Below are 20,634 nucleotides of genomic sequence, written 5' to 3'. Positions count from 1 at the left end.
TCAGTCGACATGGCGCCCAGCGCACCCGTTTCCGATCGAGCGAGAGAATAGCATTGGCAGCAGCGAGAAGGGCTTCACGGCGGATTCGACGACGTTCCCTATACTTCGCCCTGAACAACTCTCGGGGCAGGGATACTCTCGGCTTCGGGCCACAACCCCGGAAAGAGAAATCGCAGACTGAAGAACGGCAGCGCAGGTTCAAGTGAACCCACGCGACTTGCGCTCTTTACGAGCCGTAAGTCGAGTAGCTGCGAAATCACGCGTGACGCAGTTCGATCAGAGAGCCCTAGCATTGCTTTGAATTCACCGCGCTCCAGCCGTCCCACCTGGAACAACCGGTACAGCGTGCGTCCAAGCGACTCTGGCTGAAGCGAGCTCCGGTGGTGAACCATGTTTCGCCCGAAATCATGCACGATCTGCAAGGCAAGACTGCCGAAGCGGTGCTCGAGCGTGTCGAACGCCAACTGCCCTGACATGAATTTCACCTGATCGATGCATACGTCGATCCAGAACTTCAGGAACGTGGTGAGCCCACTCGAGCTCAGGTTGCCACGCCCATCCGTATCGTTGCGCCGTGGCTTGTCGGCTGCCCCTAGCGCTTCGTAGTACTCCTGCTGTCGTCGTGCCAAACCTCGCATCGGCGACCAAAGGCCATCCGCCAATTTGAGGTGTGTCATCAATAGATGGTTTTGCAGCCGGCTCACCCGGCCGTTACCGTCCGGGAAGGGATGGATCCATGACAAACGGTGCAGTGATGCGCCTGCGGCGATGACCTTCTTGCTGGCGCTATACCCTTCCACGCCGTAGCGAAACGCAAAATGGCGCAAAAGGTCCGGCAGCATATCGGGAGAAGGCGCATGATGCGAGCCGACCGTGACCTCTATTTCCCTCAGCACACCTGGTTGCAGCTTGCCACGTTCCTGACCCGTTGCATCCAGAATGGCAAGTGATGCCTCCGGCAGTTGAGCATAAAGTTCGCGATGAATTCGGCAAATCCATTCCTGCTCAAATTGATGGGACCATGCCGACTGGACTGCGACAGGTTCGAGCTCCTTTTCAAGGCGCATGTGCGCGATCGCAAGCTGCTGGCGACGAAACGTGTCCTGCTCCTTCGAAAAGTTCTTTTCGATGGCGGCCTCGAGATCTGCGGGATAGGTGTGCTGGCCTTCAATCTTGTTTGTGTAGTACGAGTTCATGGCTCGCAGCAGCGGAGCCAGCGCGCTGCGAGAGTCCGGCCCAACCCCTGTCGCCAGCCGCGCGGCTGCTTCTCGCAAGTCTCCAACTCTATCGAAAATTTCGATCAGCTCGCCGTCGTTCGGAAATGCAGGCTCAATCATGTTGCTGGCGTACATCTGGCGAATCCCCCTCCAAAAATTCGATCTCCAATTAACTGAATTTTATAGAAAAATCCAGAACGATGGCGAATTTATGGCTGATATCCAATACCATCTTCACGTCAATGCGTGCGCCACGACGTGGCGGATCGTAAGTCAATCGTTGACGCCACGCCAAACCACGAGCTTCTGCTCGAACGACAACATCGCATGCGCAGGGCTCGACGACGGCAGCACTAGTGTCTTATAGCCCGCTTCCCGCATCACGGGTTCGAAGCGGCCCGCGGTCTTGCCGTTGAAGCAGACCTTGCGAAGCGACGGTGCATGACGGCGCAAAGCCGCGAAATCGTTGGGGGAAGCGTTGCGAATCGCCGCATCGAGGCTGCCCGTGCGCTCGCACGCAGCGAGCACATCCCACACGCCGATGCGATGGGCGAGCAGCCGAATCAGACGCTCGGCATAAGGAAGAGAAGGCAGCGGCTCGTCAAGCACTGCCCCCAACAGCCGCCAGAACTGGTTCTGGGGATGCGCGTAATACTGCGTCGCCGACAGCGAGGCGACGCCCGGAAAGCTGCCGAACACCATCGTATGTGTATCAGCCGCGACTACAGGCGGAAAACCCTCGAGCAAAGGCTCCGCGGACACCGGCACCGCAACCGGCTCTGCCTCTGTCCGCGCCTTCTTCACCCTCGCACCTGGTTTTTCCACCCATTCGCCGCCCACGGACCGCCCAGCATCTCCGGGGGCCCGCGTCTTCGACATCAGTGCGCGCCCGCCAACAGCAAGGCATTGGTACGCCGCACATAGCTGGCCGGATCTTCAAGCGCACCACCCTCCGCCAGCATGGCCTGGTCGAACAACAAATGCGACCAGTCATCGAGCGAAGGCGTCTCGGCCGTCAAACGCTTCACGAGCGGATGCTCGGGATTGATCTCGAGGATCGGGCGAGCCTGCGGCGCCGCTTGCCCGGCTGCCTTCAACATGCGCTGCAGATAGCCGCTCATGTCGTTGTCGTCGGCCACGAGGCATGACGGCGAATCCGTCAGGCGGAACGTCAGCCGAACCTCCTTCGCCTTGTCCTTGAGCACTTCCTGGATCTTCTCGACAAGCGGCTTCAGCTCACCGCTGACTTTCTCCTGGGCCTTCTTCTCGTCGTCCGACAACTCGCCAAGATCAAGGTCGCCACGCGCCACGCTCGACAGCGGCTTGCCTTCGAATTCGGTTAGGAACGACAGTGCCCACTCGTCGACACGATCGGACAGCAGCAGCACCTCGACACCCTTCTTGCGGAACACTTCGAGGTGCGGGCTGTTGCGCGCCGCCAGCCACGAATCCGCGGTCACGTAGTAAATCTTGGTCTGGTTGCCCTTCATGCGGCTCACGTAGTCCGCGAGAGAGACGTTCTGCTCGGCGGTGTCGCCTTGTGTCGTCGCGAAGCGCAGCAGCTTCGCGATTCGCTCGCGATTCGCCTGGTCTTCGCCCACGCCTTCCTTGAGCACCTGGCCGAACGCACCCCAGAAGGTCGCGTACTTATCCTTCTCGTTCTCGGCAAGGTCCTCGAGCATCGAGAGTGCACGCTTGGTCACACCCTCGCGAATGGTCTTTACGTCACGGCTTTCCTGCAGCAGCTCACGCGAAACGTTCAGCGGCAGATCGCTCGAATCGACAACCCCGCGGATATAGCGGAGATAACCCGGCAGCAGTTGTTCCGCATCGTCCATGATGAACACGCGGCGCACGTAGAGCTTCAGGCCGCCGTGCTTGTTGCGGTCATATAGGTCGAACGGGGCCTGCGACGGCACATACAGCAACTGGATATATTCGCTGCGGCCCTCGACGCGGTTATGCGTCCAGGCGAGCGGATCGAGATGGTCATGCGAGAGATGCTGGTAGAACTGCGTGTACTGGCTGTCTTCGATCTCGCTCTTCGAACGGGCCCACAGCGCGCTCGCCTGGTTGACGGTCTCGTCTTCGTCGCGGCGCACCATCTCGCTCTTTTCCTGGTCCCATTCTTCCTTGGGCATCAGGATCGGCAGCGCGATGTGATCGGAATACTTCTGGATCACGGACTTGATCTGCCATCCGTTGAGCAACTCGTCCTCGCCTTCACGCAAATGCAGGGTGATTGTCGTGCCGCGCTCCGCGCGCTCGATCGTATCGACATCGAACTCGCCGTCGCCCGCGCTGCTCCAGCGCACACCTTCGGCAGCCGGCAGGCCAGCGCGGCGCGACTCCACCGTGATGCGGTCGGCCACGATAAAGCCCGAATAGAAGCCCACGCCAAACTGGCCGATCAGTTGCGCATCCTTTTGCTGGTCGCCGGATAGCTTCGAGAAGAAATCGCGCGTACCCGACTTGGCGATCGTGCCGAGGTGAGTGATCGCTTCTTCACGACTCATACCGATGCCGTTGTCATCGATCGTGATCGTGCGCGCGGCCTTGTCGAAGCTAACGCGAATCCGCAGGTTCGAATCGCTCTCGAACAGCGCCGGGTTTGCGATCGCCTCGAAGCGCAGCTTGTCGGCCGCATCTGATGCGTTCGAAATCAGTTCGCGAAGGAAAATTTCCTTGTTGCTGTACAGCGAATGGATCATCAGTTGCAGAAGCTGCTTCACTTCTGCCTGAAAACTCAGCGTCTCTTGCGCCATCTAACAACCTCGTCTTGAAATCAGGGTGAACAGGTACAGCAGGATCTGCGGGCGATGTGGGGCCGGACCGCCACATTTCAAGGGGGCGGCCCCTTGTCCGCGGCCCGCGCGAGGAAATCGAACAGGCCGGGATCGCCGCAATTCGCGATATTGAAACGCATCCAGGTCGAAGGCGACTGGTTCGGCGAAAACAGCGCTCCCGGGGCAAGCAGGTAGCCCGCCTCGTGCCCGGCCGCGGTCAGCACAGCCGTGTCGACGCCCGTGTCGACCCAATGGAACATCCCATGGCCGGGCGTCGAGAACAAGCGAAAACCGATCAATTCAAGGGCTCGCGCGGTCCGTTCGCGCACCGCATCGAGCCGGTTGCGCAGCCGTTCGGCATGCCGGCGGTAATGCCCTTCGGTGAGAATCTTGAAGACGACGCGCTCGTTGATCTCGGGGCTCGTCATGCCGACCAGCATCTTCTGGTCAGCCAGCGCACGTGCGACGTCGGGCGAACAAGCCGCGAAACCGACGCGCAGGTTCGCGGCGAGCGTCTTGGAAAAACTGCCCAGGTAAATGACGCGCCGCAACTGGTCGAGGCTTGCGAGCCGGGTCGTGGTCGAGCCGGGCATCGCGAGATCGCAGTAGATGTCGTCCTCGACGACGATCAGATCGTGTTCCTCGGCGATCTTGAGGATACGGAATGCCTGCGCGGCCGCCAGCGATGTACCGGTGGGATTGTGCAGCACCGAATTGATCACGAGCATGCGCGGCTTCCACTCGATCACGAGGCGCTCGAGCGCAGCGAGATCGGGGCCGTCGGCGGTATAGGGAATGCCGACGAGATGCGCGCCCTGCGACGCGAAGCGGCCGAACATCTGGAACCATGCGGGGTCGCCGACCAGCACGGTGTCGCCGGGCTGTACGTAGAGGCGCGCGATCAGGTCGAGTGCCTGTGTCACGCCCGAGGTCATGACGATTTGTTCGGGCGAGGCGCCAATCTCCATTTCGGCGAGCCGGGTCTGCAGCTGTTGGCGCAGGGGGTAGAAACCCTGCGGCGTACCGAGCTGCAGCAATTGCGCGCCGCCCTGCCGACCCAGGGCGCGCAGTGCATTCGAGATCAGTTCGCCATCGAGCCAGCGATTGGGCAGGTAACCGAGGCCCGGACCTTTCTCCGGGCTCGTGGTGCCCACCATATTGCGCAACAGCCACACCACGTCGATCGCATGGTTGACTGCGGCCGCGACGCGCGGCGAACGCGATCCCACGGTCGCGGCCTCGCGTACATAGAAACCCGAGCCGCGCCGGGAATCGAGATATCCCTGTGCAACGAGCCGCTCATAGGCTTCGACCACGGTAAAGCGCGAGACGCCCTTGTCCAGCGCCAGGCGCCGTATCGAGGGCATGCGCATACCCGGGCGGAATACACGCTCCTCGATGCGGCGGCGTCCCCATTGAACGAGCTGATCGACCAGCGTGAGCTGGGTCGATTGGATGGGAGCCGGTATCTGTTCGGTGCCGGGCGATTGGTCGTCGGGCATGGCTGGCGCACGCTCAATGAGGGAAACGGAAGCCGTCGCGAAGCGCGCACCAGTGACCCTGATGAGGAGCTTTAGATCACCGCACAAGGAATGTGCACGCCACGCCGCCACGAAAGGCCTGATTTTACCCCTCCCGTCGAGACACACGGATGAATTGCGCCTTGGGTCCATTCGCGGCGCAACGCTCATTATTTGGGGCATTGACCGTGGACTGTACAGAGAAGTATTTGTCCAACCGTACCGTTACTGGCCCGGTCCAAACCGCTAAAGTGAGCAAATCCGGAAACCGGATGCGCGGCTCAGGGCAGTCTGGTTATCATCGTCGGCTTCGATCCTCGTCGACCGGACGTCCCATGGACGGCCTGCCCACCTGCCAGCCCTTTTAGCGTATTGAACTCATGACCGTGCCGTCCCTCCGTCTTGACCACCTAGTTGTCGCCGCACCTACGCTTGACGCTGGTGTCGCCCATGTCTGCGATGCACTCGGCTTGTCCGCCGATGCATTCGAGGCCGGCGGGCGCCACCCGGGGATGGGCACGCACAATCGCCTGCTGGGACTATGGGGCGGCATCTATCTGGAAGTCATGGCCTGCGATCCCGAGGCACCGGCGCCCGAGCGCAAGCGCTGGTTCGGGCTCGACAGCAAGGCCGTCAAGGCACGCCTCGCCAACGGTCCGTATCTGGCCCACTGGGTCGCGCGTGTCGAGCGTCCGCGCCAGCTCCAACTCTGGCAACAGCAATACCCGGCACGGATTCCGCCATTGCTCCAGATGCAACGCGGCGACTATGCCTGGCACATCAGCGTGCCCGAGAACGGCGCGCTGCCGAGCTGGAAACGCCACGGCGGCGACGGACTGCTGCCGACCCTGATCCAGTGGGACCTGCCGCTCCATCCGAGTGAGCGGCTCGCCTATCAGGGCATCGCACTCAAGCGTCTGCGCGGCTTTCACAAAAACGCGAACGGCCTCGCCAAGCAGTTGGAATGGCTCGGCGCCTCCTCGCTGATCGCGCTCGAGCCGACCCTCGTCGAGCCGTGCCTCGTCGCCGAATTCGAGACCCGCACAGGTCCGCGCACCTTGCGCTGAACCCCCGTCCTCACGTACCGGAGTCATCATGCCGTCGAGCCAGCGTGCCCCGATCAACCCGCAGACCCAGGGGATGCTGCTCGGCCTGCTCGGCGTCACCGTGTTCAGCCTGTCGCTGCCGATGACGCGTCTCGCGATCACCAGCCTGGACCCGGTGCTCGTCGGACTCGGCCGCGCGTTGCTCGCCGCGATCCCGGCCGCCGCGCTGCTGCTCTGGCGCCGTGAGCGGTTACCGACCCCTGCGCAGATGCGCCGGATCGCGGTGATTTCGCTCGGGGTCATCGTCGGCTTTCCAGTCCTGTCGGGGCTCGCATTGATGACCGTGCCCTCCTCGCACGGCGCGGTCGTGAATGGCTTGCTGCCTCTTGCAACCGCGCTTTATGCGGCATGGCTCTCGCACGAACGGCCTTCGCGCGGGTTCTGGTTCTGTGCGGTGCTCGGCAGCGCACTGGTGGTCGCCTATGCCTTGGTAACCGGACATGGCGCGCCCGCGGCGGGAGATCTGTGGATGCTCGCCGCGGTCGCCGCCTGCGGGCTGGGCTACGCGGAAGGCGGCCGCCTCGCGAAGGAGCTCGGCAACTGGCAGGTGATCTGTTGGGCACTCGTCCTGTCGGCACCCGTGCTCGTGTTGCCGGTGGGCTGGCTCGCATGGCGTCACCATGGGCCGGTGTCCATGCATGCGTGGTTCGCGTTCGGCTACCTTTCGCTGTTTTCGCAGTTCCTCGGCTTTATCGCGTGGTATGCGGGTCTCGCGCGCGGCGGCATTGCGCGCGTCGGACAAGTACAATTGCTGCAGATCTTCATGACGCTCGCTTTCTCGGCCTTGTGGTTTGGCGAGACCGTGAGCCCGCTGAGCTGGCTGTTCGCGCTCGGCGTGCTGGCCACGGTGGTGGCGGGACGCCGGACGGCAATTGCTCATGCCGCACCCGTCACGGCCGATCCGGCGGGCCGCGTCGTCTAGCTGTATGTCCAACCGACGGCGCCCATACTCTGCGGCTCTCGTTCGCGACCGTCTCGTCCGCGAAAATCGACGAGTGCATCGCACGCCTCGCCGCGCTGATCCGCGCGTGCTGCTCATTCAACCTTAGGAGATTGCATGTCGAACCAAGACGTCTACACCCAACTGAAATCCCTCGGCATCGAACTGCCGTCCGCCGGCGCACCGGCCGCCGCCTATGTCATGAGTGCGCAAACCGGTAACACAGTCTTCCTGTCGGGCCATATCGCCAAGCGTGACGGCAAGGTCTGGGCCGGCAAGCTCGGCGCCGACCTCGTCACGGCCCAAGGCCGCGACGCCGCGCGAGCCATTGCGATCGACCTGATCGCCACCCTGCATGCCCATACCGGCGACCTGAACCGCGTCACGCGGATCGTCAAGGTCATGAGCCTGGTCAATTCGACGCCCGACTACACCGAGCAGCATCTGGTGACCAATGGCGCATCGGAACTCTTCGACGAAGTGTTCGGCGACGCGGGAAAGCATGCGCGCTCGGCATTCGGCGTGGCCCAGATTCCCCTGGGCGCCTGCGTTGAAATCGAACTCATCGCGGAAGTTCGCTAAAGACCACACGTGCAGCGTGAGACGCGCAAACGTACAACTCTGAGGAGGTTCACATCGACCCGAACGGTTGACGTTCCCGATGCGTCTCTCTGAGAAAGCGGCCCCCGAGAGGGGCCGTTTTCATTTACTTTCCCATTTGCAACAGATTTCGCTACTATTCCGGTGGTCAGTCAGCCTTGCGGCCGCAAGCGCCGGCCGCTCGTTCAAGACATCCTTTAACGATCACGACAACGCCGATTCGGGGAACATGCGCGAACCTTCGACACGCTTCGCGGACGTTTGGGCAAACAAGCGCAAGGGAGTTTTCGGGCGCCACCATCCGCGATGAAACTTCAGACTCCCAAAGCTCCGATGCGCACCGCGGATCGCGCGGCGATCCGGAGCCGTTCGCTGCTTGCGATTCCGCTGCTCGGCCTTGTGTTGCTGGGCCTGCTCTGGGCCGCGATCGTCACTCGCCTGCAGGCCGAGAAGGAAAGCGCCTATCGCGCATCGAGCGCGTCGGCCGCGATTCTGTCGACCGCGCTCGAACAGCACACCATCAAAGCGATCCATCAGGTAGACCAGATCACCCGCTTCGTCAAGTACGAGTTCGAGAAGGCGCCCGAAGATTTCGACCTGCGCCACACCGTCGACCGGGGCCTCGTGCAGAGCGACACGCTCGTGCAGATCTCGCTGATCAACAAGAACGGCAAGCTCGTCGCCACGACGGCTGATCCCGCCCCGCAGCAGACCGACCTGTCCGACCGCGAGTACTTCCTGGTTCACAAACGCGAGGACAACGATCAGATATATATCAGTACGCCCGTGCTCAACCGGACCTCGAGACGTTGGTCGCTGCAATTGACACGCCGGCTCAACAATCCGGACGGTTCATTCGCCGGAGTCGTGGCGGTGTGCGAAGATCCGTCGTATCTCACCAATGATTTCTACAACAGCGCCGCGATCGGCAAGGACGGCGTGATCCTGGTCGTCTCCGACAACGGCACGGTGCTCGCGCGCCGGACCGGCAGCACGCCGCATGCACCGGGGTCGTTCTCGGCCGCCGGCAAGTATCCGACCGGACGGCATGTGTCCGGTGTGTACGACGACCCGATCGACGGGGTGACGCGCATCGTTTCGTACCGGCATATCGACGGCTATCCGCTCGGCGTGCTGGTCGGACTTTCGGAAGCCGAGGAGTTGGCCGACTACTATCACATGCGCAATGTGTATCTGCTGATGGGATCCTTCATCACACTTGCGATGATTGCGTTCTTCGGTGTCGCGACGGGGCTGATCCTGAAGCTGCTCGGCCGCGAGCGCGAGATGATCGATCTCGTCGAATTTGATTTGCTGACCCGTCTGCCGAACCGCTATCAAACCGTCAGGGTCCTGCGTCATGAAGTCGGCCAGCCCGGCAATGTCGGCCGGCTCGCCTTGCTTTATATCGATCTCGACAACTTCAAGACGGTCAACGATACGCTCGGCCACAACGAGGGCGATGCCGTCCTGCTGATGACCGCCAACCGCCTGCGCGACACCGTCGGCGACGCGGGCATGCTCGCACGGTTCGGTGGCGACGAGTTCGTCGTCGTCATGCGCGGCGACCACGTCGAGGAAGCCTCGACCCGGCTCGCCGAGGCGATCGACCGGATGTTGCGCGAGCCGTTCGACCTGCAGGGCTCCGCATTCGTGTTGCATGCGAGCATCGGGATTGCGCTGCATACGATTGTCGATGAAAGCGACATCGACCTGCTGAAGAAAGCCGACCTCGCGATGTACAGCGCCAAGGACGCGGGCAAAGGCTGCTATGCCTTCTACTCGCCCGCGCTCGCGCATCGCGCCGATCATTTGATGAAGTGGGAACAGCAGTTGCGCGTGGCGCTTGCCGAGGGACAACTGTTCCTTGCCTACCAGCCGAAGATTGATCTGAACCAGCGTTGCATTACGGGTTTTGAAGCGCTCGTGCGCTGGGATCATCCGCAGCGCGGGTTGATCGGGGCGGCGGATTTCATTCCCGTCGCCGAGTCGACCGGGCTGATCGTACCCATCGGCGACTTCGTGCTCGAGTCGGCATGCCGACAACTCAGCCTGTGGCAGCGGCAGGGCCATGGCTCGCTCACGCTCGCGATCAATATCTCGTCGGTCCAGTTCTGGCGCGGCGATATTCTTGATACTGTCGGCCGTTGCCTGCGCGATTTCAGTATTCCGCCCTTCAGGCTCGAACTCGAGATCACCGAGACGGCGATGATGGAGTACCCCGATCTCGTCTCCGAAAAAATCTTCGCGCTCAAGCGGCTCGGCGTGCGCATCGCGCTCGATGATTTCGGCACCGGCTATTCGTCACTGTCCTATCTGAACCGGTTCGCCGTCGACACACTCAAGGTCGACAAGTCGTTTATCCAGGCGATTCCGCACGACCGCAGCGTCTGCGTGATGGTGTCGGCGATCATCGGTCTCGCCCGATCGCTTGGCCTGACCGTCGTCGTCGAAGGCACGGAAACCGAGGAGCAGATCGCCTGGCTCGCCTCGGTCGGTCGCGTCGAGGCACAGGGTTACCTGTTCTCGCGGCCCGTGCCGGCATCGGAAATCGCGGGACTGATCGAGCGCTTCGGCGTCTGCACGACGAGGTCGGAGAGCCTGGCTTAGGGCGTGTACGGGAGGGTGCCTTCGAGGACATCACCGCCCGACGCATTCATAGCGTAGCGCTGCCGCGCCTCATCTTTGGCATCCTCTCTCCCCGCCCCAAAGAATCCCTGAAGGAGGATTGCCGCGCACTTGTTCAGACGCGGCCCATCACGGCAAGCGCGATCGTCACAAAGCCAAGCACCATGTTCACGACGACGATCCGGCGCATCGAGGTCATCGCGCGTGCGCCGTCAGGCCAGCGCTGTGCCTGCACCGCGCGCTGGACACGCGGGTAGACTGCGAAGCGCAGATGGCCGAACATCAGCATCATCACGATACCCGTCACCGCCATCGCGAGGATCGGCCAGGGCGCCTGCATATTGCCGACCTTGGACATCATGAAACCGCCGCTCAACAGGATCGCGACAATCGCCCACGTCACCCAGTTGAAGAACTTGCCGAGCGCCGATTCCATCAGCGGCAGCCGCGACTGCGGCGTGAGTTCGGCAAGCGATGTGCGCAGGCAGAAGTGCGCGAAGACCATGCCTCCGACCCAGATGGAGACACCCGCAAGGTGGGCAAACAGCGCAATTTGAAAAGCGTGAATCATCGATAGATCTCGCGAACGTTGTCGTTCAAATGGGGGATAAGTGATGAGATGTCGCTTGCAACGCAAGACGCAACGTCATAAGTCACATTGCAAGCGACATCACGGAGAAATTCACAAGGCCGGGCGCAATGCTTCGATCTTCAGCCGGGTATCGGGCTTGTGTCCCTTGCGCGCGCGCTTTCCGACATGCGAGGCCAGCGCGGCCCCCTTGAGCTCGAGCTCGCTCGGCTTGCTGCCGCGCGTGCCGAACAGCACGACACCCGCGGTGCCGATAGGTGCCGCCTGGACCAGGCGCTCCTTGCCCTCGAGCCCGATCAGTGTCACACCGCGTCCGCCACCGCTGAGCGTCTTCATCTCGTCGAGACCGAACACGAGCAAACGGCCATCGTCGGACAGACAGGCCACCTGTGTCGCCTGCGGCCACAAGGGCATCGGCGTGAGCGGCAGCGCGCCGTCGTCGAGCGTCATAAAGGACTTGCCCGCCTTGACCCGGCTAACCATATCGCCGATCTTCGCAATGAAACCGTAGCCTGCCGACGACGACAGCAACAAGGCCTGTTCGGCCGGTGCCGCGTAGTAGTGCATCAGGTGCGTCCCGCCCTCAAGTTCGATCAGGGAGGTCACCGGCACGCCATCGCCGCGACCGCCCGGCAGGGCTGCGACACTCACCGAATAGACCCGCCCGTTGCTGCCCCAGGCCACCAGCGTATCGGTCGTACGGCTCGCGAAGGCACCGTAGAGCGCATCGCCCGCCTTGAAGGCGAACTGCGCGGGATCGAGACCATGCCCTTTCGCCGTGCGCACCCAGCCGCGCTGCGAGACCACCACGGTGACCGGCTCGTCGACCACGCGTTGTTCGAAAACCGCGCGCTTGTCGGCCTGGATCAGCGTGCGGCGCTCATCGCCATACTGCTTCGCATCGGCCTCGATCTCACGGATCATCAGGCGCTTGAGCGCCGATTCGCTTGCGAGCAGTTCTTCGAGCTTCGACTTGTCGTCGCGCAGGCCCTGCAATTCCTTTTCGATCTTGATGCTTTCGAGCCGCGCCAGCTGGCGCAGGCGGATTTCAAGAATGTCCTCGGCCTGCCGCTCGCTGAGTTCGAAGCGCGCCATCAGCGCGGCCTTCGGCTCCTCGGCTTCGCGAATGATATGAATCACCTCGTCGATATTCAGGAAGACGATCATCCGCCCTTCGAGAATATGAATCCGGTCGTTCACCCGGGCGAGCCGGAAGCGGCTGCGCCGCGTCACCGTCAGCGCGCGGAACTCGACCCACTCGCGCAACACGTCGAGCACGGACTTCTGGCGCGGCCGGCCGTCGGTGCCGATCATCACGAGATTCAGCGCGACGCCCGACTCCATACTCGTGTGCGCAAGCAGCGTGTTGATAAACTCGGTCTGGTCGATGCGGCTCGACTTCGGCTCGAACACGATGCGCACGGGCGCATCCTTGCCCGATTCGTCGCGTACCGTATCGAGCATGGCGAGCAGGCTCTGCTTCGTCTGCATCTGCTCGGGTGTCAGCGACTTCTTGCCGAGCTTGATCTTCGGATTGGTCAGTTCCTCGATTTCCTCGAGCACCTTCTGACACGACGCGTTCGGCGGCAGTTCGGTAATCACCACCTGCCACTGGCCACGTGCCATCTCTTCAATCTTCCAGCGCGCGCGCACCTTGAGGCTGCCGCGGCCGCTCTCATAGGCCGCGGTGATTTCCGCGGGACTCGAGATGATCTGGCCGCCACCGGGGAAGTCCGGACCCGGCAGGTGTTCGATCAGCTCGGCGCGCGTGAGCTTCGGATTGCGGATCAACGCGACCGCGGCTTGCGCGACCTCGCGCAGATTGTGCGGCGGGATTTCGGTCGCCAGCCCCACGGCGATGCCCGATGCGCCATTGAGCAACACGAACGGCAGGCGTGCGGGCAACAGCTTCGGTTCCTGAAACGAACCGTCGTAGTTCGGCATGAAATCGACCGTACCTTCGTCGATTTCATCGAGCAGCAGACGCGCGATCGGCGCGAGCCGGGTTTCGGTGTAGCGCATCGCCGCCGCGCCGTCGCCGTCGCGCGAACCAAAATTGCCCTGGCCGTCGATCAGCGGATAACGCAGCGAGAAATCCTGCGCAAGACGTACGAGTGCGTCATAGGCGGATTGATCGCCATGCGGATGGTATTTACCGAGCACATCGCCGACCACGCGAGCCGACTTCACGGGCTTCGCGTCGGCGCGCAACCCCATTTCGTTCATCGCGAAGAGCAGGCGGCGCTGCACCGGCTTCTGCCCGTCGCTGACGTCGGGCAGCGCGCGACCCTTGACGACGCTGATCGCGTAGTCGAGATAAGCCTGTTCCGCGTACTTGCCGAGCGTCAGGTATTCGCCGTCCGCGGGCGGTGCGAAGTCAATATCCTGCTGTTCCATATCAGATATCCGCCTCTACCTCGTTGCCCTTGTCTTCGATCCAGCCGCGCCGTGCGGCGGCCTCGCCCTTGCCCATCAACATGTTCATCGTGCCGACGGTCGCGAGATAGTCGAGCTCGCCGAGCGCGACCGGCATCAGCCGGCGCGTGTCGGGGTTCATCGTCGTGTCCCAGAGCTGTTCCGCGTTCATTTCACCAAGCCCCTTGAAGCGGCTGATCGTCCATTGCGTTTCGCGCACACCGTCCTTGCTCAGCTTGTCGAGGATCGCCTCGAGCTCACCGTCGTCGAGCGCGTAGAGCTTCTGCGCAGGCTTCTTGCCACGCGCGGGCGCATCGACACGAAACAGCGGCGGCCGCGCGACATGAACATGCCCGCGCGCGATCAGCTGCGGGAAGTGCTTGAAGAACAGCGTCAGCAGCAAGACCTGGATGTGCGAGCCATCGACGTCCGCATCCGACAGAATGCAGATCTTGCCGTAGCGCAGATTGCTGAGATCCGGCGTGTCTCCATCGCTATGCGGATCGACGCCGATCGCGACCGCGATATCGTGGACTTCGTTGTTGGCGAAGAGCCGATCACGCTCCGTTTCCCAGGTGTTCAGCACCTTGCCTCGCAGCGGCAGGATCGCCTGGAATTCCTTGTTGCGCCCCATCTTCGCCGAGCCGCCAGCCGAGTCGCCCTCGACGAGGAACAATTCATTGCGTGTGAGCTCGGTCGATTCGCAGTCGGTGAGCTTGCCCGGCAGCACCGCGACACCCGAGCTCTTGCGCTTCTCGACCTTCTGGCCCGCGCGTGTGCGTGCCTGCGCCTGCTTGATCACGAGGTCGGCGAGCTTGCGGCCCAGGTCGACATGCTGGTTCAGCCAGAGTTCAAGCCCCGGACGCGTGAACGACGAGACCAGCCGGACCGCATCGCGGCTGTTGAGCCGTTCCTTGATCTGCCCCTGGAATTGCGGATCGAGCACCTTGGCCGACAGCACGAAAGACACGCGCGAGAACACGTCTTCCGGCAACAGCCGCACACCCTTGGGCAGCAAGCCGTGCAGTTCGATAAAGCTCTTGACCGCCTGAAACAGCCCTTCGCGCAGGCCGGCTTCATGCGTGCCACCGGCGGGAGTCGGTATCAGGTTCACATACGATTCACGCAGCAGCGGCCCTTCTTCGGTCCATGCGACCACCCAGGCGGCGCCCTCGCCTTCCGCGAAGTTGTCGTCGCTGCCACGCGCGCCGTCCGCGAAACGCTCGCCTTCGAACAGCGGGATCAGCGGCTCGTTGTCGTTCAGGCCTTCAAGCAGATAACCGCGCAGGCCCGCTTCATATTTCCAGGCGAAGCGCTCGCCCGTCTTCTCTACCACGAGGACGACTTCGACACCCGGCAGCAGGACCGCCTTGGAACGCAACAGGCGTTGCAGCTCGGCGATCGGCAGGTTGGACGAATCGAAATACTTGGGGTCGGCCCAGGCGGTGACGCGCGTGCCTGATTTCTTGTCGGCCTTCGTCGCCGGACGCACCGTCAGCGGCCGCACCACGTCGCCATGCGCGAAGCCCAGCTCCGCCACCTTGCTGTCGCGCCAGACCAGCACGTCGAGCCGCGTCGACAGCGCATTGGTCACCGACACGCCGACGCCGTGTAGACCACCCGAGAACGTATAGGCGCCGCCCGCAGCCTTGTCGAACTTGCCGCCCGCGTGGAGCCGCGTGAAGACGATTTCGACGACCGGTACGCCCTCCTCGGGATGCATGCCGAACGGGATGCCTCGACCGTCGTCCTCGACGCTGACCGCGCCATCCGCGTGCAGCGTGACGGCAATTTGTTTGCCATGGCCGCCGAGCGCCTCATCCGACGCGTTGTCGACCACCTCCTGCATGATGTGCAGCGGGTTCTCGGTACGCGTGTACATGCCGGGACGCTGCTTGACCGGCTCGAGACCCTTGAGCACCTTGATCGATGCTTCGCTATACGACGGTGTTGCCTTCTTTGTTGACATAGCCCGTTGCGCTTCGAAACTTGGTTTGCACTTGGTTCGCTTATGGCAGAACGGCCTGGAGAGTCGACGCACGGCATCCTGATCGATGCGGCCCGGTTATCCCCATCCTCTGTGGACAACTGCGTGGACAAGCCAGGGAGTTCTGCAAAAACCCGATAAGAAACAAGGTGCTCGTCATACGCGCCAGTAAATTGGGCGGTGCCGCCGACGATCACCTCGCAGCTCCGGCGAGACTATTGTAATGGCGAGCCGGGCGGGCGGCGGCATCGGCGCGTTGCGGGGGCGCAAAGGGCGTCGGGAACCGGACGCCGGGAAAGCTCCAGTCCTGCCTAGGCCTTTCCGCCCGACTTGGCTTCGAGCGCCTCCCAACGCTCGAGGGCGACGAGCAATGCTTCGTCGATTGCGCCATTGCGTTCGGTCAGGCGTTGCGCTTCTTTCGCATCCTTGTTGAAAGCCGTGCCATTGCTGAGCTTGTCGACGATCTCCTTCTGCTCCGCCTCGAGCGTCGCGATCTGCTGCGGCAGGCTTTCGAGTTCGCGCTGCTCCTTGAACGACAGCTTGACCGAGCGCTGCGCATTACGGCCCGAGGCGCTGTCCTTCGCTCCCTTGCCGTTTGCCGCTGCCGCGGCGGCATTGCTCGCCGCCGTGGCTGCGCGTGCCATCTCATCCGAACGCGCTTTCTGCACCTGCCAGTCGCTGAAACCGCCGACGTATTCGCGCCACTTGCCCTCACCCTCCGCGGCGATCACCGAGGTCACCACGTTGTCGAGGAATGCGCGGTCATGGCTCACGAGCAATACCGTGCCGTCATAGTCCGTCAGCAACTCCTCGAGCAATTCGAGCGTCGGAATATCGAGATCGTTGGTCGGCTCGTCGAGCACCAGCACATTGGCCGGCCGCGCAAATAACCGCGCGAGCAGCAAGCGGTTGCGTTCCCCGCCCGACAGGGAGCGGACCGGTGAACGTGCACGCTCGGGCGAGAACAGAAAATCGCCCAGATAGCTCATCACATGCTTGCGATTGCCCGCGATCTCGATCCAGTCGCTACCGGGTGCGATCGTATCCGCGAGGCTGCGCTCCGGGTCGAGTTGCGCGCGCATCTGATCGAAATAGGCCACTTCGAGGTTGGTGCCCGTGCGCACCTTGCCGCTGTCGGGCTGGAGCGCCCCGAGAATCAGCTTGAGCAAAGTCGTCTTGCCCGCGCCGTTCTGCCCGACGAGGCCGACCTTGTCACCGCGCATGACCGTCGTTGTGAAATTGTCGACGATCATCCGCTCGCCATACGACTTCGAGACATCCGTGAGTTCCGCGACGATCTTGCCCGATCGCTCGCCCTGGCTGACGTCGAGCTTCACATTGCCTTGCACATTGCGACGTGCCGCGCTGTCCAGGCGCATCTTCTGCAGCCGTTCGATCCGGCTCACACTGCGGGTGCGGCGTGCCTCGACCCCTTTTCGGATCCAGACCTCTTCCTGCGCGAGCAGCTTGTCGAACTTCGCCTGTTCGACCATTTCCACTTCGAGCTGCTGCGCCTTGCGCTCCTGGTATGCCGTGAAGTTGCCCGGATACGAGAGCAGCTTGCCGCGGTCAAGATCCACGATTCGCGTCGCGACGCGATCGAGGAAAGAACGATCGTGGGTGATGAACAGCAGACTGCCGCCGAACGACAGCATCAGCTCCTCGAGCCAGCGAATCGAATCGAAGTCGAGGTGATTGGTCGGCTCGTCGAGCAGCAGCGCATCCGGACGCGCGACCAGTGCGCGTGCGAGTGCGAGCCGCTTCTGAAGGCCGCCTGACAGCGCCCCTGCCTTGACGTCGCCGTCGAGATTCAGTTGCTGAAGCGTCGTCGCGACGCGCGTTTGCCACTGCCACGCATCGAGCGCATCGAGTTGGCCTTGCAGCGTATTCATTCGCGCAAGCAACGCCTCGTGGTCGTGGTCATGTTCCGGCTCGCCGAGCATGTGCGCGACCTGATCGAACTGCTCGAGCAGGCTGCGCGTATCGCCGAGGCCCGAGGCGACGATATCGAACACCGTCGCTTCCGGATCGAAGGCCGGCTCCTGCGGCACGTAGACCGTCGTCAGATTCTGCTGACGCGAAATCAGGCCGTCATCGGGTTTGGCTTCTCCGGCGACGATCGTGAGCAAAGAGGACTTGCCGGCGCCATTGCGGCCGATCAGGCCGACGCGTTCGCCGGCTTCAAGTGAAAAATCGGCGCCATCGAGCAAGGCGACGTGGCCGAACGCGAGATGCGCGCCGGTGATGGAAAACAGCGACATGACGACCTGGTAGGTACGGAAAGACGCTCATTGTACCGGTCGGCTTGATACCTGCGCCTGCTGGCCGGAAGGGGGTAGGCATTTGTGAGAGATATGGGTCGGGGAAAGGCTGTGACTGGGTAGGAAGAGGCGTGTTTCCGCCGTTTGGCGGGGATCACCGTTGCGAGCTTGCTTGCGCTTCCCTCGAATCGGTCGGGGGAAGTCGTTCTCAGTGCCGCGCCGGAAGCGGATCTCGGGGTGGCTTGTAATTCTTGTAATGGGGGCACGCATCTGCAGGTGTCCAGCCCGGGTAGAATCTCGCCTTCCTTGGGATCTTTAGACGATTTGGCGGGTGGCAACGTGAGCGAAGTAGTTGAATACAAGACCTGGATCTGCCTGATTTGCGGCTGGGTCTACAACGAACTGGATGGGCTTCCGGAAGAAGGCATCGCCGCGGGGACACGATTCGAGGACATCCCCCAGACCTGGCGGTGTCCGGAGTGCGACGTGGGGAAAGAGGATTTTGTGATGGCGGAGTTTTGAGGTGAGGGCTGGCTGAGCCTTCTGCTCACGTGATCTTGGCGGGGCTTTGCGCAGGCTTGGTTTTCGAGCGTCTTTGCTATACTCTGCCCGCGCTGGCGGATTTCGCGGACTGCGCGGATGGCCAAGCCGCCCTGGAGACAGGGCGAAGGCCAATCCCACACAGCCTCCGCGCCGCTGGATAATGGTCCATCTCCCCGTAGTTCAATGGATAGAACAAGTGCCTCCTAAGCGCTAGATGCAGGTTCGATTCCTGCCGGGGGGACCAGGAAAGACCCCAAGAGCCCCATGCAACAAGGATGCTCGTGAAATTTGGCGTAATTCTGGCGTAACGAATGTGGGAAAGCACATGTTCTTCTGCCCAGACGGCAGGTTCGGGCCGGTGCCTGTCGCGCCGCGAACACGGCCCGTAGCGCAGACACAGGCTAGGCACATAGAATGGCGGCATGACTCCGCTCAATATAATCACAACATGGCAGCCGGGCTGCTGGTGCGTCGCACAGCTGCAGCTCTGCGTGCAGCATCTCGAAGAAACTCCGATCGAAAGCTTTCGCTACCCGGCGCAATGGGCCTGGTTTGGGTGGCGGCCGTTGGATACCAGCCTACCATTCCGCCTGCCGGACGGCTGGGGGCTGACGCTGGAGCCGCCCGGTCCTGAGCTGGCCGACGAGGTCGGCGCGGCACCCGTCTATGTGCTCGGTGATGCGGAGGCGGACTGGCCCGCGCTGCTCGACATCCTGCTCGTCTCTGCCGATACCGAACCGTGGCTGCGATCGATCATCATGCAACGCCACGAGACCGAACGGCTAGCCCTGAAGACGCGTTATGCGCAGCGATATGGCGTGGGTGAGTCGGCCGCATTCGAGCGCTTCATGCAGGTGACGGTTGCACCTGCAACGGCTCCTGGCGATGCGGTTAACTCGTCGGCCAGTGACAGACCGCCGCCCGTGGAACTCCGCTCCATCAGCCTGACGTCGTATCCCCACTGTACGGCGACGGTCAAATCAGAGGACGACGGCGGTTTGCTGTTCGACCTTTATGACCGCGATTACCTGGGAAGCGATAGGGCCGACATGTACCGCGTTGCGCCCGAAGCGCTGCCGGGACTCTACCTCGCGATGACGCAGACGACCGGCGACAGCCCCGGCACGCCGGCGAAACTACTGGCGTCCATTGGCCGGCACTATCCTGCGTGGGACGACGCGTTCAGCTGGCTCAAACACTCGGGTGTTCCATTCACGCACGAAGTCGACCCGTGGGCATAGGCACATAAACTAACTACAAAGAAAGGACCAATCCACCCCCGGCGTCATAGTAGTTGTCGCCTCTGAAATTTCTTATCAAGAAGAGTCAGAGGTGCAGGTTGAAGGCGAGACAAACGTATTCTGTCGAGTTCAAGGAGCAGGCCCTGTCGAAGGTCCTGCAGCGCGGGAACCGCACGGTTGGATCTGTGGCAGACGAATTGAACGTGAACGTAATGACGTTAAGGAAATGGATGAGAGGCGCCACCACCGCGAACCGGAGCTCGGGCTCCGGGCACGCAAGACGTCCGGAAGACTGGTCGCTGGAAGAACGACTGATGGCATTGCAGGAGAGCCATGGACTGATCGACGAAGCCTTGAACGGCTGGTGTCGTGAGCGCGGCCTGTTTGCGCATCATCTCGCGCAGTGGCGCGCGGATTTTTGCACGGTTGGCGGGGCTGGTGGCCGGCGCGAGAGCGCTCAGGAAGTGCGGGATCTGAAGCAGGCCAACGTACAACTGCAGCGCGAATTGAACCGCAAGGAGAAGGCGCTGGCTGAAGCTGCGGCGCTACTGGTGTTGCAAAAAAAGTACCGTGCGCTGTTCGAGGGCGAGGCCGAATGACGGCCCCTGAAGAGCGCAAGACATTGATCGACCTGATCGGCGAGGCGACCCTGGCCGGGGCTCGTCAGGAACATGCGTGCAACATTCTGGGGCTTAGTGCCCGGACAGTCCAGCGCTGGCAACTCGGCGAACCTGGCGCGGTGGACGGGCGCTCGTTGCGGCGCCATGAGCCGCTCCACAAGCTTTCTGCCGATGAACGCGC

General features: G+C 62.4%; 14 protein-coding genes, 1 tRNA gene and 3 pseudogenes. 9 read left to right on the top strand and 9 right to left on the bottom strand.

The annotated features are described in order from the left end of the window. Positions 1 to 98: 98 nt before the first annotated feature. The 4 genes from HV670_RS09935 to HV670_RS09920 all read right to left on the bottom strand — a co-directional run bounded on the left by HV670_RS09935 (position 99) and on the right by HV670_RS09920 (position 5,505). On the bottom strand, positions 99 to 1,352 hold the full coding sequence (locus HV670_RS09935; protein ID WP_175104617.1) for a Fic family protein: 1,254 nt from the start codon (positions 1,350 to 1,352) through the stop codon (positions 99 to 101). Between the two features lie 138 nt (positions 1,353 to 1,490). Then, positions 1,491 to 1,964, bottom strand: a complete 474-nt coding sequence (locus HV670_RS09930; protein ID WP_175104794.1) for a DNA-deoxyinosine glycosylase — start codon at positions 1,962 to 1,964, stop codon at positions 1,491 to 1,493. A gap of 131 nt (positions 1,965 to 2,095) precedes the next feature. Beyond that, entirely contained in the window at positions 2,096 to 3,982 is a 1,887-nt protein-coding gene (htpG, locus tag HV670_RS09925) for a molecular chaperone HtpG (RefSeq protein ID WP_175104616.1), read from the bottom strand. A gap of 77 nt (positions 3,983 to 4,059) precedes the next feature. After that, positions 4,060 to 5,505 carry an aminotransferase-like domain-containing protein gene (locus tag HV670_RS09920; RefSeq protein ID WP_175104615.1) on the bottom strand — a complete coding sequence of 482 codons (1,446 nt, stop codon included), beginning with the start codon at positions 5,503 to 5,505 and terminating at the stop codon, positions 4,060 to 4,062. A 398-nt stretch (positions 5,506 to 5,903) separates the two neighbouring features. Here HV670_RS09920 and HV670_RS09915 point away from each other — a divergent pair, with 398 nt between their 5' ends. From HV670_RS09915 to HV670_RS09900, 4 genes are all read left to right on the top strand, one after another. Further along, positions 5,904 to 6,590, top strand: coding sequence for a VOC family protein (locus HV670_RS09915; RefSeq protein ID WP_175104614.1), 687 nt, complete (start codon positions 5,904 to 5,906; stop codon positions 6,588 to 6,590). A gap of 28 nt (positions 6,591 to 6,618) precedes the next feature. Continuing rightward, positions 6,619 to 7,551, top strand: a complete 933-nt coding sequence (locus tag HV670_RS09910; RefSeq protein ID WP_175104613.1) for a DMT family transporter — start codon at positions 6,619 to 6,621, stop codon at positions 7,549 to 7,551. A gap of 135 nt (positions 7,552 to 7,686) precedes the next feature. Beyond that, complete coding sequence (locus tag HV670_RS09905) at positions 7,687 to 8,151, top strand: RidA family protein (protein WP_175104612.1); 465 nt, start codon at positions 7,687 to 7,689, stop codon at positions 8,149 to 8,151. A gap of 324 nt (positions 8,152 to 8,475) precedes the next feature. Beyond that, positions 8,476 to 10,779: a bifunctional diguanylate cyclase/phosphodiesterase gene (locus HV670_RS09900; protein WP_175104611.1), complete on the top strand. Its 2,304-nt coding sequence runs from the start codon at positions 8,476 to 8,478 to the stop codon at positions 10,777 to 10,779. 133 nt (positions 10,780 to 10,912) lie between these two features. On the opposite strand, the gene HV670_RS09895 is transcribed toward HV670_RS09900, so the two are convergent. From HV670_RS09895 to HV670_RS09880, 5 genes and pseudogenes are all read right to left on the bottom strand, one after another. Beyond that, complete coding sequence (locus HV670_RS09895) at positions 10,913 to 11,368, bottom strand: CopD family protein (protein WP_175104610.1); 456 nt, start codon at positions 11,366 to 11,368, stop codon at positions 10,913 to 10,915. Positions 11,369 to 11,479: 111 nt separating this feature from the next. Next, positions 11,480 to 13,783, bottom strand: coding sequence for a DNA topoisomerase IV subunit A (parC, locus tag HV670_RS09890; RefSeq protein ID WP_175104609.1), 2,304 nt, complete (start codon positions 13,781 to 13,783; stop codon positions 11,480 to 11,482). Position 13,784: 1 nt separating this feature from the next. Continuing rightward, complete coding sequence (locus tag HV670_RS09885) at positions 13,785 to 15,770, bottom strand: DNA topoisomerase IV subunit B (protein WP_175104608.1); 1,986 nt, start codon at positions 15,768 to 15,770, stop codon at positions 13,785 to 13,787. Between the two features lie 329 nt (positions 15,771 to 16,099). Continuing rightward, a pseudogene (locus HV670_RS32210) lies at positions 16,100 to 16,363 on the bottom strand (ABC transporter ATP-binding protein); the annotation flags it as partial. 74 nt (positions 16,364 to 16,437) lie between these two features. Further along, positions 16,438 to 18,049, bottom strand: a pseudogene (locus tag HV670_RS09880) (ATP-binding cassette domain-containing protein); the annotation flags it as partial. A gap of 339 nt (positions 18,050 to 18,388) precedes the next feature. Here HV670_RS09880 and HV670_RS09875 point away from each other — a divergent pair. The 5 genes and pseudogenes from HV670_RS09875 to HV670_RS09855 form a co-directional block, all read left to right on the top strand. Further along, positions 18,389 to 18,571, top strand: a complete 183-nt coding sequence (locus HV670_RS09875) for a rubredoxin (protein ID WP_175104606.1) — start codon at positions 18,389 to 18,391, stop codon at positions 18,569 to 18,571. A gap of 190 nt (positions 18,572 to 18,761) precedes the next feature. After that, a tRNA-Arg gene (locus tag HV670_RS09870) sits at positions 18,762 to 18,836 on the top strand. Positions 18,837 to 19,158: 322 nt separating this feature from the next. Beyond that, positions 19,159 to 19,833, top strand: coding sequence for a hypothetical protein (locus tag HV670_RS09865; protein ID WP_175104605.1), 675 nt, complete (start codon positions 19,159 to 19,161; stop codon positions 19,831 to 19,833). A gap of 53 nt (positions 19,834 to 19,886) precedes the next feature. Then, positions 19,887 to 20,432 (top strand): transposase, encoded by a 546-nt coding sequence (locus tag HV670_RS09860; RefSeq protein ID WP_343054379.1) that lies wholly within the window; start codon positions 19,887 to 19,889, stop codon positions 20,430 to 20,432. Continuing rightward, positions 20,429 to 20,634: pseudogene (locus HV670_RS09855) on the top strand (IS3 family transposase); the annotation flags it as partial. The gene HV670_RS09860 and the pseudogene HV670_RS09855, both read left to right, overlap by 4 nt.

This window comes from Pararobbsia alpina, assembly GCF_902859895.1.
Classification (GTDB): domain Bacteria; phylum Pseudomonadota; class Gammaproteobacteria; order Burkholderiales; family Burkholderiaceae; genus Pararobbsia; species Pararobbsia alpina.
The sequence above is the reverse complement of the archived record's forward strand: the minus strand, read 5'-3'. Positions and strand labels throughout refer to the sequence as shown.